16 protein-coding genes are annotated in these 16,291 nt (G+C 66.8%); 6 read left to right on the forward strand and 10 right to left on the reverse strand.

Features of this window, described 5'->3' with window-relative positions:
* Nucleotides 1-223, forward strand: a 223-nt coding sequence (locus tag Q1V87_RS07630) for a cytochrome d ubiquinol oxidase subunit II (RefSeq protein WP_300591558.1), incomplete at its 5' end; no start/stop codon positions are given.
* Between the two features lie 60 nt (nucleotides 224-283).
* Here the strand turns inward: Q1V87_RS07630 and Q1V87_RS07635 are convergent.
* From Q1V87_RS07635 to Q1V87_RS07650, 4 genes are read right to left on the reverse strand one after another with little or no spacing between them, the layout of a single operon-like run.
* Nucleotides 284-1,054, reverse strand: a complete 771-nt coding sequence (locus Q1V87_RS07635; protein ID WP_300591559.1) for an ATP-binding cassette domain-containing protein — start codon at nucleotides 1,052-1,054, stop codon at nucleotides 284-286.
* Complete coding sequence (locus Q1V87_RS07640; protein ID WP_300591560.1) at nucleotides 1,051-1,869, reverse strand: ABC transporter permease; 819 nt, start codon at nucleotides 1,867-1,869, stop codon at nucleotides 1,051-1,053. The genes Q1V87_RS07635 and Q1V87_RS07640 overlap by 4 nt, the downstream gene beginning before the upstream one ends.
* A complete protein-coding gene (gene modA, locus Q1V87_RS07645; RefSeq protein ID WP_300591561.1) occupies nucleotides 1,866-2,651 on the reverse strand; it encodes a molybdate ABC transporter substrate-binding protein in 786 nt (261 codons plus the stop codon). Before modA ends, Q1V87_RS07640 begins: the two co-directional genes overlap by 4 nt.
* 3 nt (nucleotides 2,652-2,654) lie before the next feature.
* Complete coding sequence (locus tag Q1V87_RS07650) at nucleotides 2,655-3,047, reverse strand: TOBE domain-containing protein (protein WP_300591562.1); 393 nt, start codon at nucleotides 3,045-3,047, stop codon at nucleotides 2,655-2,657.
* Nucleotides 3,048-3,219: 172 nt separating this feature from the next.
* Here Q1V87_RS07650 and cydD point away from each other — a divergent pair, with 172 nt between their 5' ends.
* Both cydD and cydC read left to right on the forward strand, forming a co-directional pair.
* Complete coding sequence (cydD, locus tag Q1V87_RS07655; RefSeq protein WP_300591563.1) at nucleotides 3,220-4,899, forward strand: thiol reductant ABC exporter subunit CydD; 1,680 nt, start codon at nucleotides 3,220-3,222, stop codon at nucleotides 4,897-4,899.
* A complete protein-coding gene (gene cydC, locus Q1V87_RS07660) occupies nucleotides 4,896-6,557 on the forward strand; it encodes a thiol reductant ABC exporter subunit CydC (RefSeq protein WP_300591565.1) in 1,662 nt (553 codons plus the stop codon). Before cydD ends, cydC begins: the two co-directional genes overlap by 4 nt.
* On the opposite strand, the gene Q1V87_RS07665 is transcribed toward cydC, so the two are convergent.
* Nucleotides 6,554-8,107: an SDR family oxidoreductase gene (locus Q1V87_RS07665; protein WP_300591567.1), complete on the reverse strand. Its 1,554-nt coding sequence runs from the start codon at nucleotides 8,105-8,107 to the stop codon at nucleotides 6,554-6,556. The two genes, cydC and Q1V87_RS07665, sit on opposite strands and share 4 nt — an antisense overlap.
* A gap of 9 nt (nucleotides 8,108-8,116) precedes the next feature.
* On the reverse strand, nucleotides 8,117-8,749 hold the full coding sequence (locus Q1V87_RS07670; protein ID WP_300591568.1) for an N-acetyltransferase: 633 nt from the start codon (nucleotides 8,747-8,749) through the stop codon (nucleotides 8,117-8,119).
* Between the two features lie 69 nt (nucleotides 8,750-8,818).
* Between Q1V87_RS07670 and Q1V87_RS07675 the strand changes: the two genes are divergently transcribed.
* Nucleotides 8,819-9,379 (forward strand): nitroreductase family deazaflavin-dependent oxidoreductase, encoded by a 561-nt coding sequence (locus Q1V87_RS07675; RefSeq protein ID WP_300591569.1) that lies wholly within the window; start codon nucleotides 8,819-8,821, stop codon nucleotides 9,377-9,379.
* Here Q1V87_RS07675 and Q1V87_RS07680 read toward each other — a convergent pair.
* The 4 genes from Q1V87_RS07680 to Q1V87_RS07695 form a co-directional block, all read right to left on the reverse strand.
* Nucleotides 9,369-10,598: a multidrug effflux MFS transporter gene (locus Q1V87_RS07680; RefSeq protein WP_300591573.1), complete on the reverse strand. Its 1,230-nt coding sequence runs from the start codon at nucleotides 10,596-10,598 to the stop codon at nucleotides 9,369-9,371. The two genes, Q1V87_RS07675 and Q1V87_RS07680, sit on opposite strands and share 11 nt — an antisense overlap.
* A 307-nt stretch (nucleotides 10,599-10,905) precedes the next feature.
* A complete protein-coding gene (locus Q1V87_RS07685; protein WP_300591574.1) occupies nucleotides 10,906-11,814 on the reverse strand; it encodes a carbohydrate ABC transporter permease in 909 nt (302 codons plus the stop codon).
* A 105-nt stretch (nucleotides 11,815-11,919) separates the two neighbouring features.
* Nucleotides 11,920-13,053, reverse strand: coding sequence for a carbohydrate ABC transporter permease (locus Q1V87_RS07690; protein ID WP_292710092.1), 1,134 nt, complete (start codon nucleotides 13,051-13,053; stop codon nucleotides 11,920-11,922).
* 102 nt (nucleotides 13,054-13,155) lie between these two features.
* Entirely contained in the window at nucleotides 13,156-14,466 is a 1,311-nt protein-coding gene (locus Q1V87_RS07695; protein WP_300591571.1) for an ABC transporter substrate-binding protein, read from the reverse strand.
* A 300-nt stretch (nucleotides 14,467-14,766) separates the two neighbouring features.
* Here Q1V87_RS07695 and Q1V87_RS07700 point away from each other — a divergent pair, with 300 nt between their 5' ends.
* Nucleotides 14,767-15,801 carry a LacI family DNA-binding transcriptional regulator gene (locus Q1V87_RS07700; protein ID WP_292710088.1) on the forward strand — a complete coding sequence of 345 codons (1,035 nt, stop codon included), beginning with the start codon at nucleotides 14,767-14,769 and terminating at the stop codon, nucleotides 15,799-15,801.
* Between the two features lie 114 nt (nucleotides 15,802-15,915).
* The coding region (locus Q1V87_RS07705) for a hypothetical protein (protein ID WP_300591572.1) at nucleotides 15,916-16,291 on the forward strand (376 nt) is incomplete at its 3' end.

The following is a 16,291-nucleotide window of genomic DNA, read 5'->3' on the forward strand; positions in this document are numbered from 1 at the left end:
GTGGATGTCGATGTTCCCGAACGTGATGCGCTCGTCGACGGATGTCGCGTTCAGCCTCACGATCGAGAACGCCTCGAGCACCGATTACACCCTCACGATCATGTCGTGGGCGGCGCTCATCTTCCTTCCGCTGGTCCTCGCCTACCAGGGCTGGACCTACTGGGTGTTCCGCAAGCGCGTCACGCGGTCGCGGATCGAGAAGGCAGAGCTCGTCAGCCACTGAACCGGTCACACACAGAGACTGTGGAGGACCGCCTGGCGCTACGCCAGGCGGTCCTCGCTTTCAGTCCTCGTCGCCGATACGCCCAGCGATGCGCACGTGGCGTGAGAGGGCCTGGGCAAACGGCGTCGCAGGATGCCGCAACACCTCCCGAACCGCCCCGTGCTGCGTCACCCTCCCCCGCTCGATCACGACGAGTCGATCGGCGATGGCCAGGGCATCGACCGGGTCATGGGTGATGACCACCGCCGTGCTGCGCAACTGGTCTGCCAGCAGCATCCGGATCTCTGACGCCGTTTGAATATCGAGCGAGGTGAGGGGCTCATCGAGCAGCACGAGCCGCGGTTCCACCGCGAGTGCGCGGGCCACAGCCACCCGCTGCTGCTGGCCGCCCGAGAGCTGGGCTGGCCTCCGGTCGCCGAGACCGGCAAGACCGACGCGGCCCAGCCACTCATCGGCGGCGCGCCCAGCCTCGACGCGTGAGTGACCCCGGGCGAGAGGTCCGAACGCGACGTTCTGACGGGCGCTGAGGTGCGGGAAGAGGCGGGCGTCTTGACCGAGGAGCACGACCCCGCGATCCATCGGAGCGACGTGGATGCCGCGGCGGGCCGTGCTGCCGCGCACGGATGCGTCGGCGATCACCTCCCCGTCGAGTTCGATGCGACCGGCATCCAGGCGGACGAAGCCGGCGAGCGCAGCCACCAACGTCGACTTGCCCGCGCCACTCGGGCCCATCACCGCAACCCGCTCGCCCGGTGCGAGCTCGAGTTCCAGGTCCAGCTCGAAGTTCGATGAACGGATGACCCGCATCCGCACCGAAACCGGTGCCGTCATCCGGGAACTCCCCGTCTCGGCGTCTCGCCCCGCCACCCGCGGACGAGCAAGAGCACGGCCAGCGCCGCCACCAGCAGGAGCAGCGAGAGCGCCACGGCAGTTCCTTGCGTGACACCGGCCCCGTTGAAAGCCGTATAGATCGCCAGCGGCATCGTCTGAGTCACCCCGGGCGCATTACCGGCGAACAGCGCCGTCGCACCGAACTCACCGATAGCACGCGCGAAGCTCAGCACCACGCCGGCGATCAGCCCGGGTGCTGCAAGGGGAAGAGTCACGCGGCGCAGGATCGCCCACCGCCGAGCGCCGAGCCCTGCGGCTACCTGTTCGAGATCGGTGCCCGTGGCTCTAAGGGATCCCTCCACGGCAAGGACCAGGAACGGGAGCGCCACGAAGGTCTGGGCCATGACGACGGCTGTCGTAGTGAAGGGCAGCGCGATGCCGGCCTCGGCGAGCAGACCTCCCACCCAGCCGCGCCTTCCGTACAGAAAGAGCAGTGCCACCCCCCCGACCATCGGCGGAAGCACCAGGGGCACCGTTACGAGCGCTCGAAGCACCGCGGCGATGCGCGGCGAGGACCGCGCGATCAGCAGGGCCAGGGGAACGCCCAGCAGCACACACAGCCCCGTTGCGGCAAGGCCGGTTCCGAGAGAGAGCCCGAGCGCCTGGGCGGCTTCGGGCGAGGTGATGTCACCCCAGAAGGTCTCCCACTGCACCCGGGCGATGAGGGCAATGAGCGGCACGACCAGGAACGCGAGCCCGAGTAGCGCCGGAACGATCAGCGAGCGCGGCAGAAGCGTTCCGGTGCCAGGCCTCACGGCGCGCCGAATCCGAACGAAGCAAGGACGCTCTGGCCGTCGGGACCGAGCACATACGCGATGAACGCTGCGGCGGCGTCGGGCGAGGCAGCGGAATCGAGCGGCACGATGGGATAGAGGTTGACCACGGCCTCGGCGCCGTCCGGAACGATCGACTCGACATCGGTGCGACCAGAGACATCCGTTCGGTACACGAGGCCCGCATCAGCCTCGCCGGCAGCGACTTTCGTGAGAACGGCAGTGACGTTCTGCTCAAGGCTTGCGGGCGCCACTGCCACGTCGGCACCAGCAAGGAGTTTCTGCGACGCAGACCCGCACGGCACTTCCGGGGCACACAGCACGACTGACAGGGCCGGATCGGCGAGGTCGGCGAGCTCCGAGACGTCGGCCGGGTTACCCGCCGGGACGACGATCACGAGAGTGTTCGAGGCGAACAGCTCCGGAGACTCGGCAAGCCCGGCATCGACGACCGTTGCCATGGTCGATTCGTTTGCGGCCGCGAAGACGTCAGCGGGGGCACCCTCGACGATCTGTGTGGCCAAGGTCGACGAGCCATCGTAGGTGATCGGGCGGACGTCCACGTCCGGATAGGCGGCTTCGAATCCCTCCGCAATCTCGTCGAAGGCCCCCTGGAGCGAAGCAGCGGCGAAGATCGTCACCTCGCCAGAAGCGCCGGGCGTCGAGGCCGTCGGTGACGGGTCGGGGGCTGCCGCCGAGCATCCGGCGAGGATGAGTACGGACGTGGCGACAAGGGCAGCACGGGGGATGACGCGGAAAGTCACTGATCAGTCCTTCGGGGTCTCGACGATGACGTTCGTCGCTTTCACGATCGCGGCGGCAAGGGATCCGACCTGCAGCTCGAGCTCACGGACGGCCTCTGCCGACATGAGAGAGACGACCCGGTGGGGGCCGGACTGGATGTCGACCTGCGCCATGACACCGTCGACCTGCACGCGCGTCACCAGACCCACGAACCGATTGCGTGCACTCGACAGCACGTCGGAACTGTCGGCTGCCTGCTGCGAACGCTCCATCGCACGCTGGGCGAGCGCATCACCGGGGATCTCTACCGGACTTGCTCCGGTCGTGGCGAGACTGCCTGCATCGATCCACCGCCGGACGGTGTCATCACTGACGCCCAGCAGCCGGGCAGCGTCGGCAATGCGATATGTGCGCATGGAGGCACCCTAGCATCCGCGCTTGCGGGAATTTGATCCCCTGTACTCCGATTCAGCGGATCATTCCATGGTTTCTTACCGCTGCTGCGCCAGTGCGCGACTCCCCCCGAAGCGGGACCTTTGGCACGGTCGACCTGGGCGCCGGCCCGAGGAAATGAGGCAGACTCGATTCATGCCCGCCGAGCAGGACCGACCCACGCGTCGGGGACCTGTCGACCCGCGGCTCCTGCGCTACGCGCGGAGCTCCCGCGGCTTCTTCGCCCTGATCGCGGCTATCGGCCTGGCCCAGACCCTGACGATCGTCGCCTTCGCCTGGTTCCTCACGACGGCGATTGTCGACGCGATCGGCGGGGTACCGCTGACCGAGCTCGCGCCGACGCTGACACTGCTCGGCGCGACAATCGCGGTGCGCGCAGTCTTGATCTGGGCACGTGAAGCCGCCTCATCGCGAGCCGCTGCTCGCGTGGAGAGCGAACTGCGAGAACATCTCGTCGGCGCCGTCAGCACGCTCGGCCCGGAGTGGCTCGCGAACCGGAACACCGCGCAGCTGGCAGTGACGGCGGGCCGGGGCCTCGAAGCGCTGGATGCCTACTTCGGCCGCTACCTGCCGCAACTGGTGCTCACCGCGATCGCCACCCCGATCCTCCTGGGGGTCATGTGGTGGCAGGACTGGCTGAGCGGACTGATCGTGCTGGTGACCCTCCCCCTCATTCCGATCTTCATGGTGCTGATCGGACTCGCCACCCGCGCCATTCAGCAGCGCCAATGGCGAACCCTCGGCCAACTCGCCGCGCGCTTCAGCGACACCGTGCAGGGGCTGTCGACCCTGAAGGTCTTCGGCCGTCAGCACCGGGCAGCCGACTCGATCGAGAGTGTCACAACGCGGTACCGGCGCGAGACGATGAAGGTTCTGCGGGTCTCGTTCCTGTCGGGCTTCATGCTCGAGTTCCTCGCCTCGATCGCCGTAGCGATCGTCGCCGTCACGATCGGCTTCCGCCTCCTCGACGGTTCGCTAGCTCTCACGGTCGGCCTGTTCGTGCTCCTGCTCGCACCCGAGGCCTATCTGCCCCTGCGCCAGGTCGGCGTTCAGTTCCATGCGGCAGCGGAGGGCGTCGCCGCAACCGACGACATCTTCGCGGTGCTGGATGCCGCGGCATCCACCCCCGCGAGAGCGCACCTGGCCCCGGCACCACCGGGCACCGCGTCAACAGGTTCCGTCGGCGTACTCACGGTGACGGAGCTACGCGTGCGCCGCGGCGACCGTGTCTTGCAGCCCGTGTCCGTGGATGTCGCGCCGGGGCGAGTCGTGCTCCTGGAAGGACCCAGCGGCGCGGGCAAGTCCAGCATCCTGGCGGCACTTCGCGGCGCCGCACTCTTCGACGGTTCGGCGACCATCGACGGCGCCGACGTGCGGGCTGTCGCATCGACCAGCTGGCTGGCGTGGGCGGGACAGAGCGCGGGCCTCATCTCGGGAACGGTTGCCGACAACGTCGCTCTGGGCGATGAGACCCCGGATGCGGCACTCATCGACACCTCCCTCCGCCTGGCGTGCGCCGACGAGATCTCTCCGAGCCGCGAGCTGGGAACGCAGGGAGCAGGACTCTCCGGCGGCCAGGCTCAGCGCGTCGCGGTAGCGCGGGCGTTCTATCGCCACCTTCGCGGAAAGGCAACGATCATCGCCCTCGACGAACCGAGCGCCGCGCTGGATGCCGAAACCGAAGCGCGGCTGTGGGCATCGGTGCGCCAGCTTGCCGACCGGGGCGCCGGCGTCATCCTGGTCTCCCATCGTGAGAGCGCCCGGCAGATCGCGGATGAGGTCATCGGTGTGCGAGCGAGCGAGGTGATGGCATGACCACGGCGCGTGACGTCCTGCGCGGCGCGATGCCACCCGTTCGCCGCTTCTGGCCGGGCGCGGCATCCGCGTTCATCTCCGAGGCATCAGCCGTCGGGCTGCTGGCGACAAGCGCCTGGCTGATCGTTCGCTCCAGCGAGATGGTGCCGGTGCTCTATATCTCCGTCGCGGTCGTCGGCGTGCGTTTCTTCGCGCTGACCCGGTCGGTCTTCCGGTATCTCGACCGGCTCGCCGGCCACGACGCTGCCCTGCGCCAACTCGCCGCGACCCGCACCGATATGGTGCGCCGGCTCATCCCCCTCGCCCCCGACGGACTCACCCGCACGAAGCGGGGATCCGTCCTCGGCGCACTGGTGGACGACGTCGACGATCTGCAGAACCTGCCTCTGCGGGTGGTTCAGCCCCTCCTCGCATCCGCGACGGTAGCACTGGCTGCCGTCGTGCTCGTGACGATCATCTCGTGGCCCGCAGGACTGACCCTCCTCGCCTGCCTCACGGTGGCCGGGCTCGTGGCAGTCGGTTGGGGGTGGGCGGCCGGCGCCCGGGCGGAACGGGCGATCGCGCCGCTGCGTTCCCGTCTCGCGGATGCCCTGCTCGACCACCTCGGCAGTCTCGAGGTGCTTCTCGCCTACGGTGCAGAGCAGGCCAGCCGCACCCGCATCCATGAGGCCGACCGCAAGCTTCGACGCGCCATCATTCGCCGCGCGGGGGCACAGGCGGGAGCCGCAGGGATCATCTCGCTGCTTGCCGGCGCAGCCTCGCTCGCCGCAATCCTGGTGACGATGCCCGCCGTTGCAGCCGGAACCCTCACCGGCCCGGATCTCGCGGTGGCCGTCCTCGTGCCGATGGCTGTCTTCGAAGTCTTCGCCGCGGTTCCGCTTGCCGCCGCAGCGTGGCGCCAGGTGTACGCGTCGGCCGAACGCATCGCTGCCGCGATTCCGGCTGAGCCGCCCGCGGGGATCGTTCGCGACGAACCCGTCGCGAACGGAGTCGCCCCCGCGCTCGGCGACGGTGTTGTTCTGCGCAACCTCTCGGCGACCTGGCCGCACGCCGACGCCACGGCCCTGCACGGCGTCGACCTCGAGATCCGCCCCGGTGAGAGGCTCTTGGTCGTCGGGTCCTCCGGTGCGGGCAAGTCGACCCTCGCGCACGTGCTCGTGCGCTTCCTCGACAGCACCGGCGAGTATCGCATCGGCGATACCGACGCGCACGCGATCGCCTCGGACGACCTGCGCAGGACCGTCGGGCTGTGCGAGCAAAATCCCATGCTGTTCGATGAAGACATCCGACAGAACCTGCTCTTTGCGCGCGAGAACGCGACGGATGCCGACCTCGAGGCGGTTCTCGAGCGCGTCGGGCTCGGACCGTGGCTGCGCGAGCGTGGTGGGCTCGATGCCCGGGTCGGAGAGCGGGGCCAGCTGGTTTCGGGGGGCCAGGCACAGCGGATCGCCCTAGCCCGCGCCCTCCTGCATGGATTCCCCGTCCTCGTTCTTGACGAGCCGACAGCGGGCGTCGATCCCGCGGCATCCGATGCCCTGCTCACCGACCTGCTTTCTGCCGTCGAGCCGCACCAGTGCGTCGTGCTGATCTCGCACGTCACCGTGCCGAAGGGTCTGGTCGATCGCGTGGTGCGCCTCGAGCGCGGCGCTCTGGTCTAGGCCTCGACAGCCTCCGGATCGCTCACGAACGTCTCGGCGGTCGCCGCGATCCGGTTGGCCATCCCGCTGAAGATGAACCCGTGGAAGGGCAGCACGGCGAACCAGTACAGACGCCCGGCGAGGCCATGTGGGAAGAACACGGCGCGCTGCTCATAGCGCGACCCGGTATCGGTTGGGACCGCCCGCAGCTCGAGCCACGCCAGACCCGGAACCTTCATCTCGGCACGAAGCCGCAAAAAACTCCCGTGCTCGATAGCTTCGACGCGCCAGAAGTCCAGGGCATCACCAGCCGAGAGCCGGCCCTTGCTCCGGCGCCCGCGCTGCAATCCCACGCCGCCGACGAGTCGGTCCATCCAGCCCCGAAGAGCCCACAGCAGGGGCGAGGAGTACCAGCCATTCTGCCCGCCGATACCCTCGATGACCCGCCACAGCGCGGATGCCGGCGCGGGGGTCGTCGCAGAGCGCTCATCGACGAAGACGACCTGGCCCGCCCAGTCCGGGTCGCTCGGCAACGGGCTGGAGGGCACATCCAAGAGCTCCGCATCGGCCCAGCTCGTCTCGACGGTGTCCTCCTTCTCGCGGCTGAGGGCCAGAGCAACAGCATCCCGGTATCGCATGAGCCCGTCGGCTGGCCGAGGAATGAGATCGTCGACAGCCCAGGAGCGCACGACACAGTCAACCTGCAGCGACTCGACCAGCGGACGCGCGATCGCCGCCGGGATCGGCGTGACGAGGTTGACCCACAGCGATGCCAGACGTGGCGTGAGTACCGGCAACGCAGCGATGGCCCGCTGCGGGAGGCCCGCGACGACCGCGTACCCGTTCATCATCTGGCCGTACCGCAACACGTCAGGTCCACCGATGTCGACGGCCGTGTTGACCTCGGCCGGAACGCGCGCCGCGCCGAGCAGGTAGTGCAACACGTCGCGCACCGCGATCGGTTGGATGCGGTTTCGCACCCACTTGGGCGCGGGCATGTACGGCAGAACATCCGTCAGGTGCCGCACCATCTCGAACGACGCCGATCCCGACCCGATGACGACACCGGCCTGCAGCACCAGCGTCGGCACCCCCGAGGCCAGCAGGATCTGGCCGACCTCGACCCGACTTCGAAGGTGCGGCGAGAGCGGAGCATCGTCGGGATGAAGGCCGCCGAGGTACACGATGCGAGGCACGGAGGCCGCAGCTGCCGCATCCGCCACGGTGGTGGCGACATCGCGGTCGGTCTGCTCGAATGAGCGACCCGACATCATCGAATGGATGAGGTAGTAGAGCACGTCGACATCGCGCACGGCGTCGGCAACGGCATCCGGGTCCTTCGCGTCTCCGGCCACGACCTCGACGCGATCTCCCCACGAGAAGGCTGCGACGCGCTCCGGATGCCGGGCGAGCACCCTCACGCGATATCCGGCGTTCAGCAACCGCGGAACCAGTCGTCCGCCGAGATATCCGGTGGCACCGAGCACGAGCGCCCGCGGCGTCTCGCCGTCGGCGCGGGGTGGTGCGGTAACGGCCGGTTCGCGTCCCGTCGGGGCGGTGAGGTCTTCCACACCGGCAGGCTAACGCGGCCCTGACCCCTCCGGGCCGCCCAGCGACATTCCGAACGCTTGAACTCCCTCGTGTGAGGGAAGCCTCACGAACCCGAGGCGGTCGTAGAAGGCGAGAGCTGACGTGTTCGTGGCGTCGGCCACCAGGTGCACACCGGGCACAGCGCGCGCACGGAGTGTCTCTCTGAGCGCATCGATCAAGCGACGCCCCCATCCCTGTCCCTGCGCCTGCGGCAGCAGGTCGATGTGCAGGTGAGCGGGATAGGCGTCACCGTAGGGTTCAGCTCCCGCGCGTCTGGCTGCGGCGTAGCGAAGGATGCCGGCGGTGCGTTCCGCGCGCGGACCACCGGTCTCGGCAACCCGAGCCCACCGCGCCCCGCGCTCGGGCCACCACGACGTGCTGAACCAGTGCTCGAAAGACCTCGTATCGGGTGCGCAGACGAGATATCCGACTGCCTCGCCCTCATCGTCGACCACGAACGCGTCATCCGGATGCCGGGCAAGGTAGGGGCGGAGGAACACCTCGGGCCAGATCTCGTCGTCGGTCAGGATGCCTGTCGCATCGGCTCCGGCATCCGCCGTGCGGATGCACACCGACGACAGTGCCGCCTCATCCTCGGGGCGAAAGGGTCGAATGCTGGCCACGCCACGATGGTACGCGGGGGTGGTCCGCCTGCGACGAGGCTGCGAGGATAGCGAGGTGAGGACGAACGCGTGGGTGTGAGCACAGGTCAGGTGTCCGAGATCGCACAGCGGATCGCCAAGCCACTGCGCCGCCTGCTCCGCTTGCTCCTCGCGCCGCTCACCAGAACCCGCCTCTTCCGCGCCGCAGGTCCGCGCCTCCTCCCCCCGATCGAGCGAGTGTTCGCCGCCCTCAGCGGCGGTCGAGTGCAGCTCAGCGCCGTCCTGGTTCCCTCGCTCGTTCTCCACACGACCGGGGCCAAGAGTGGCCTCACCCGGGATGTTCCGCTCATGTACACACCCGACGGGCAGGGGCGAGCGATCGTCGCGGGGACCAACTTCGCCGGCGAACACCACCCCGCGTGGACGACGAATCTGCTGGCCCACCCGGATGCTGCCATCACGGTTCGCGGAAAGCGGATGCTCGTGAACGCCAGCCTCATCCCGGGCCAGGAGCGAGACGCCGCGTGGGCGCGTATCGAGTCGCAGTGGCCCGGCTACCGTGCCTATGAGCGGGAATCGCACCGCACCGTGCGACTGTTCCGGCTCCAGCCCGTACGGAGCCACACCACGGGGCCGGCCGCTACGGAGTGAGGGCCTGCACCGTCCGGGGCCGCACGATCGTCCACAGTGCTATGACCGCGATCGCACCGCATCCGACCATCACCGACGCCATCGTCGTGGCGGTGATGCCAGCACTGGCCGAGAGCCAGCCGACCAGCGGCGAGATGGCGCCGGCAACGCCGAAGTTGACCGCCCCGAGGATGGATGCCGCGGTTCCTGCCGCCTTGCCGTGGCGATCGAGGGCGAGCACCTGTACGCACGGAAAGCCAAAGCCGACCGAGGTGATGAACAGGAACAGCGGAACCATGGTCCCCCAGAGGCCGAGCCCGAGACTGTCGGCGAGGATGATCGCCGCACCGAACACCACGGTGCCCGCCGTCGAGAAGGCCAGCACCCACTGGGGCCCGAAGCGTGCGGCCAGCCGCGAGGCCATCTGCACACCGAAGACGATCCCGAGGGAGTTGACGGCGAACAGCAGACCATACGCCTGCGGATCGAATCCGTACCCCTCCTGAAACAGGAAGGGCGACGCTGACAGGTACGAGAACAGGCCGCTGAAGTTCATGCCACCGATGACGAGAACGCCAAGGAACACGCGGTCACTGAGCACCGATCGGTAGCGCTGCCAGGTCGTGGTGCTTCCCTTGTCGTGGCGGCGCGCGGGCGGCAGGGTCTCGGGGATGATGAAGATCGTGCTGACGAGCATCACGACGCCGTAGACGGCGAGAACAACGAAGATCCCCTGCCAGGGCATGACGATCAGAAGCGCCGAGCCGATGAGAGGCGCAATGACCGGGGCTACACCGCTCACGAGCGCGAGCCGACTGAGCATCACGACCAAGCGCTTCCCGCCGAACAGGTCGCGCACGATCGCCATCGCAACGACGCCTCCCGCAGCAGCGCCGACTCCCATGAAGAACCGAGCGGCACCGAGTGTGATGAGCGTCGGCGACAGCGCTGCGGCCGCGCTGGCGAGAACATGCAACACCGTCACAGCGATCAGCGGCATCCGTCGCCCGACCTTGTCGCTGAGCGGGCCCACGACGAGCTGACCGACAGCGAATCCGATCATGGTGCCCGTGAGCGTCAGCTGGATCGCGGCTGACGTGGTCTGGAAATCGTCCTCCAGTACCGGGAAGGCCGGGAGGTACAGATCGATCGTGAAGGGGCCGAGTGCTGTCAAAGCGCCGAGCAGGATGATGTACAGCACGCGGCGACGCGCGGGGATGGCATCGCCCGGGTGGAGCATGACCGGCGCCGTGGCGGGGTTCGCTCCGAGGGTGCGGATCGCACCGGTGGCAGAGCGGAGCCGCACCGATCCCGTCGGGGTCAGTTCCGACCGGTCAGCGGCAGGTTCGGCCGCGGGTGTCACGGGAGTGGAGGCGGTGTCGAGCACGGTTTCCGTTCAGGGGAGGTTACGCGAAGCTCGGGGATCGGCGCCCCCGATCGGCGTCGAATCGATTCGACTCCATGATAACGGATGCTCACTCAGACGGCATGCGCGAACGAAGGGGCGCCCCTCCCCGGGACGCCCCTTCGCGCTCGTGCTGGTTCGATCAGCCCTTTGTCGAGCCTGCGAGCAGGCCTCGCACGAAGTACCGCTGAAGCGAGAAGAACACGATGAGCGGAACGATGATCGCCACGAAGGCACCGGCAGTCAGCAGCTGCCACTCGTTTCCCCGCGTTCCCGTGATCTCGGCGAGCAGTTTCGTGATCGGCGCAACCTTCCCGTCGGCGAAGATCAACGCCACGAGCAGGTCGTTCCAGACCCAGAGGAACTGGAAGATCGCGAACGACGCGAGCGCCGGCATCGTCAGGGGCAGGATGATACGGAAGAAGATCTGCCCGCGCGATGCCCCATCCACCCGTGCCGCCTCGATGATGTCAGCCGGGATCTGCGACATGAAGTTGTGCAGCAGGTAGATCGCCAGCGGCAACGCGAACATCGAGTGCGCGATCCAGACCTGTGCGTATCCGCCGGAGACTCCGAGGGGCCCGGTGATCTGCAGTCCGAAGATGTTCAGGCCTCGCGAGAACGAGCTCAGCAGCGGAATCAGCGCCATCTGGATCGGCACGATCTGCAGCGCGAACACGAAGATGAACAGCCAGTCGCGACCCTTGAAGTCGATCCACGAGAACGCATAGGCCGCAAAGGCCGCGATCGTCAACGGCACGATGGTGGCTGGGATCGTGATGGCGATCGAATTGATGAACGCCTCGGCCATCGTGAGCTGCGTGTTTCCGGCCTGCAGCACCTGGATGTAGTTCTCCAGCGTGACCTGCGGGTCGGCGAAGAACGTCCACCATCCGGTCGTCTTGATCTGCTGCTCGGGCCGGAACGAAGAGATGAACAGACCGAAAGTCGGGATCGTCCACGCCACCGCGATGATGATCGATGCGACGGTCGCCCACGGCTTGGAGAGCACCTTGCGCGCACGTCGCGCGGGGCCCTCGGACCTCGCCATACCGCGGGTGAGCTCCTTCTCGGTCTCCTTGTCGATCGGTAGATCGATCGGCATGACCTCACTCACTGGATCCCCCCTTCGGGAGATCTACGGGCATGAGCTCACTCATCGGATCTCCTTCTGCTTGCGGATCTGCCGCGCGTTGTAGATCACGATCGGCAGCACCAGGAGGAACAGGACGACCGCGAACGCGGCGCTCCGCCCCGCCTCGAACTTCGTGAACTGGGTGTACATCTCGTTCGCGATCACCGAGGTACCGAAGTTGCCGCCCGTCATCGTGCGAACGATGTCGAAGACCTTCAGCGAAGCGATCGAGATCGTCGTGAGAACCACGATGATCGCGGGGCTGATCGCCGGAACCGTGACGTTGATGAAACGCTGCCACGCGTTGGTTCCGTCCAACTGCGCCGCCTCGAGTTGTTCGGTCGGCACGCCCTTGATCGCCGCCGAGAGGATGACCATGGCGAAACCGGTCTGCACCCAGATGAGCACGACGATCAGGAACAGCGTGTTCCACGGCTCGTTGAGCAGCCACTGCACGGGGTCGCCCCCGAACCAGACCACGATCTGGTTGAGAAGGCCGATTTGGGTGAACTCCGGGCCACGGTAGGCGTACACGAAGTTCCAAATGATGCTCGCACCGACGAACGAGATAGCCATCGGCATGAACACCAGAACCTTGTAGACCTTCTCACCGCGGGTCTTGTCGATGAACACCGCGTAGGCGAGTCCCACGATCGTGGACACGGTCGGTGCGATCAGCACCCAGACGATCGTGTTGACGACGGTTCGGATTCCCTCGGGCTGTGTGAAGATCCAGACGAAGTTGTCGATACCGACGAACTTGTTGCCCGCCGCGTTCATGAACGACGCGACGAAGGTCTGGATCGACGGCAGGATCAGACCGATCAGCAGCAAGAGCGCCGCCGGGGTCATGAAGGCGATGAGCTGGATGAAATAGCCCTTGCCGTTTCGTGATCGGTAGTCGATCACGAAGAACAGTCCACCGATGAGAGCGGCGACGATTGCCGCCCACCAGACGGAGTTGAAAAGCAGAACCGTGGCTACCGGGATGAGCACGCACATCGCGAGCCGGATCCAGGTGTAGACGGGTCCCGAACGGGGAGCAATGTCAATGAGGAAGAGGATCAGGCCGATCACCACGAGGAATGCAACGACCACGATGATCGCTTGCAGAATCGGGTGCATCGTGCCGACCCAGTTGAAGAAGGCGGTCACGTCGCTCCTTTCGAGTACGTCAGTGGACTCGCTCGAATCCTAGCCAGGAAGACGACAGAGGAGCCGCCCCGCCTGAGCGAGGCGGCCCCTCTGTCATTAGTGTCAGCTGGCGGGCCAGCCGGCTTCGATCTGCGCGGTGACCTCGTCAACCGGGGTTCCGCTGATCCACGAGACCATGCCCTTCCAGAACGTCCCGGCGCCGACGGCGCTGGGCATCAGGTCGGATGCATCGAACCGGAACGTGGTGTTCGGGTCCTGCAGGATCTCGATGGACTGGGTCAGGATTCCCGACGATGCGTTAGCCGGGTCGAGGCCCGTGTTGGCCGAGATCACACCACCGAGCGAGACGCGGTTGTTCGCCCACTCCGGGCTCGAGAGGTACTCAAGCACAGCCTGGGTGTCGGACTCGTCGTTGAACGCGCCGACGATCTCGCCACCACCGGTGACGGCCGAGGCGCCTGCTTCCTGTCCCGGCATGATGAAGGCCCAGACATCGCCATCCTCGGCGACAACGCCACCGGCATCCTCGATGAATCCGGTGAAGAACGACGCCTGGTGGTGCAGCGCGCACTCACCCGAGACGAGGGCAGCCGCAGGGTCAGCGAACTCGGTCGAGTTGATGGACTGCACGTCGCCGAAGCCTGCGTTGACGTAGTCGGGGTTCAGCAGGTACTCACCCGCTGCGTCGAACGCGTCGATGATCGGCTGGTCGGTGAACTTGACCTCGTTGGCAACCCACTGGTCGTAGACCTCAGGACCCGAGTCGCGAAGCACCATGTCCTCGACCCAGTCGGTTCCCGGCCATCCGGTTGCATCGCCCGAGCCGAAGCCGGCGCACCACGGAGCCTTGCCCGTGGTCGACTGGATCGTCTGGGTGACCTGCATGAGCTCGTCGAGAGTCGTCGGGACCTCGAGACCCCACTCGGCGAACTTGGCAGGCTGGTACCAGATGAAGCCCTTGACGGATGCCATCAGCGGCGCGCCGTACAGCGTGCCATCGACGGTGCCATAAGCAGCCCAGTCCTCCGACCAGTAGTCCGCGACGTTCTGCTGCACGGCCTCGGGAGCCGGAACCAGGTAGCCGCGCGACGCGAGGTCGGCGAGCAGACCGGGCTGCGGGAAGATCGCGATGTCGGGCGGGTTGCCACCCTGTGCGCGGATGCCGATCTGGGACTCGAACTCCTTGGAAGCTTCGTACTGGATGTCGATCCCCGACTCCTCTTCGAAGTCGGCCCATGACTGGTCGAGCAGTTCCGCCTCGGTGTCCGAGATCGTGCCGTAGATCGTGACGACGTTGTCGACGTCGCCGCCCCCGCCGTTGCCGCTGTCACCACTGCAACCGGCCAGCGCGATGCCCGCGACGCCGGCGATCGCCACGGCGCCGAGCACCTTGTGACGCTGTGTCATGCCCATATGAATGACTCCTCCTCGTTGAGCGCAAACATGGTTCCTTCGTAAGAGCCTCTCCGGAACCGTTTCCATGACACCGTATCGCCCTCTTCTCCCGCGCACAACAGATGAACCATTACGAGCCGATAACTGCGATTGGGAGCGCTCCTTTGGCTATAGAGATAGTGATTGACGACACAACATTCGTCTGGAACCGTTTCCCCTTTTTGCCCTTCGTCGTTTAGCCTGTCCCTACAAGAGATCGACGATCGATCGCAGGTGCGGTGTCGGGAACCGCAGAGAACTGCCGGAAGGTACAACGACGTGAGCGGCATCGAGGACGTGGCCCGCGCTGCGGGAGTCTCGAAGGCAACGGCAAGTCGCGCTCTCACGGGACACGGATACGTCGCAGCTGCCACACGGGAGCGCGTGGCTCGCGTCGCACACGAGATGGGATACGTCCCCTCGTCAAGCGCTGCGAGCCTGGCCACGGGACGTACGCGCAACATCGGTGTCGTCATGCCGTACCTGAACCGATGGTTCTTTGCCGAGGTGCTCGAGGGCATCCAGGAGGTGCTTCTTGAATCCGGCTACGACCTGACTCTTTACGATGCCAAGCCGGGGACGGAGGGGCGCAGACGCGTCTTCGACGATTTCCTCGCCAGAAAGCGATTCGACGGGTTGATCGCGGTCGGGCTCGAACCGGACGACCACGAGCTCGAAAGACTGGTCGCGATCGGCCGTCCCGTCGTGAGCGTGGTGGCAATCGGCGATAACGCAGGCGTCGTGCGACTGGATGACGAATATGCCGCGCGCCGCGCGACAACGCACCTCATTGAACTCGGGCATACGAACATCACCTTCCTCGGGGGTGTGTCGGTGTCGAGCGGCCCGCACGTCGATCGCGCGCGCCTCTCCGGCTACCAGCGCACGATGACGGAGGCGGGACTGACCGTGACGCACGTGCGGTCGGAAGTGAGCCTGCCCGGCGGATACGCGGCTGCCGTCGACCTGCTCGGAGACCCCGCACGACGCCCCACAGCACTGCTGGCTACCTGCGATGAAGTTGCAATCGGCGCCATCATCGCTGCCCGTCGGCTCGGCATCCCGGTGCCGTCAGCACTGAGCGTCGTCGGCATCGACAATCACGAGTTCGCGGAGATGTTCTCTCTCACGACGCTCGAACAGTCACCCCGCAGCCAGGGGATGCATGCCACACGGATGCTGCTGGGACAGCTCGAGGATCCCGCGCAGGTTCCGCAGGATGTCAGCATCCAAGCCCGCCTGATCGTGCGCAATTCAACCGCCCCGCCCCCGGGCACCGCCTCGGTGACCGTTGGCGTCGGCGTCACCTCCTGACACTCGCCCCATTGGGCCAGACACCCCCGGCCTCCTGAGACACCCTGCGGCGCGCGGTGGCTCGCCAGAATTGGGGGGTCTCATGCGGCCGGCACCTCCCGCTACAGTGGTGCCGTGAACGAGACGGTGGCCGAGGGCGGCACGGCTAACGCAACTCCGGATGCCGCGCGTCGCCCGGTGATCGTGTCGGTGGCAGTCGCTTTCGTCTACCTCACGGGACTGCTGAGCATCCTTCTCGGCATCCTGGTGCTGCTCAGCCGCTACGACCAGTCCAGCTCCGGAGACGTGCTCGGCGTGTCGCTCATCGGGGCCGCCATCATCCTCATCGGACTGTTGATCATCGGGATCGCGTCCGGCGTCGCGCGCGGCAGCCGGCTGTCGCGGATCACCCTCACCGTGTACCTGGCGATCCAAGTGCCGCTTCACGCCCTGGCCATCGCCGCCTCGGACTTCGACTGGATCGCCGTCGCGCAGCTGGTACTCGAGCTGT

The organism is Microbacterium sp., from assembly GCF_030149085.1.
Taxonomy (GTDB): Bacteria; Actinomycetota; Actinomycetes; order Actinomycetales; family Microbacteriaceae; genus Microbacterium.

What these genes read in the sequence shown, in the direction of transcription:
- Q1V87_RS07685 (WP_300591574.1), bottom strand. Translation starts at nt 11,814, where the DNA reads ATGGCGAGGTCCGAGGGCCCCGCGCGACGTGCGCGCAAGGTGCTCTCC.
- Q1V87_RS07635 (WP_300591559.1), bottom strand. Translation starts at nt 1,054, where the DNA reads ATGACGGCACCGGTTTCGGTGCGGATGCGGGTCATCCGTTCATCGAAC.
- Q1V87_RS07680 (WP_300591573.1), bottom strand. Translation starts at nt 10,598, where the DNA reads ATGCTCCACCCGGGCGATGCCATCCCCGCGCGTCGCCGCGTGCTGTAC.
- Q1V87_RS07650 (WP_300591562.1), bottom strand. Translation starts at nt 3,047, where the DNA reads ATGCGCACATATCGCATTGCCGACGCTGCCCGGCTGCTGGGCGTCAGT.
- cydC (WP_300591565.1), top strand. Translation starts at nt 4,896, where the DNA reads ATGACCACGGCGCGTGACGTCCTGCGCGGCGCGATGCCACCCGTTCGC.
- Q1V87_RS07695 (WP_300591571.1), bottom strand. Translation starts at nt 14,466, where the DNA reads ATGGGCATGACACAGCGTCACAAGGTGCTCGGCGCCGTGGCGATCGCC.
- cydD (WP_300591563.1), top strand. Translation starts at nt 3,220, where the DNA reads ATGCCCGCCGAGCAGGACCGACCCACGCGTCGGGGACCTGTCGACCCG.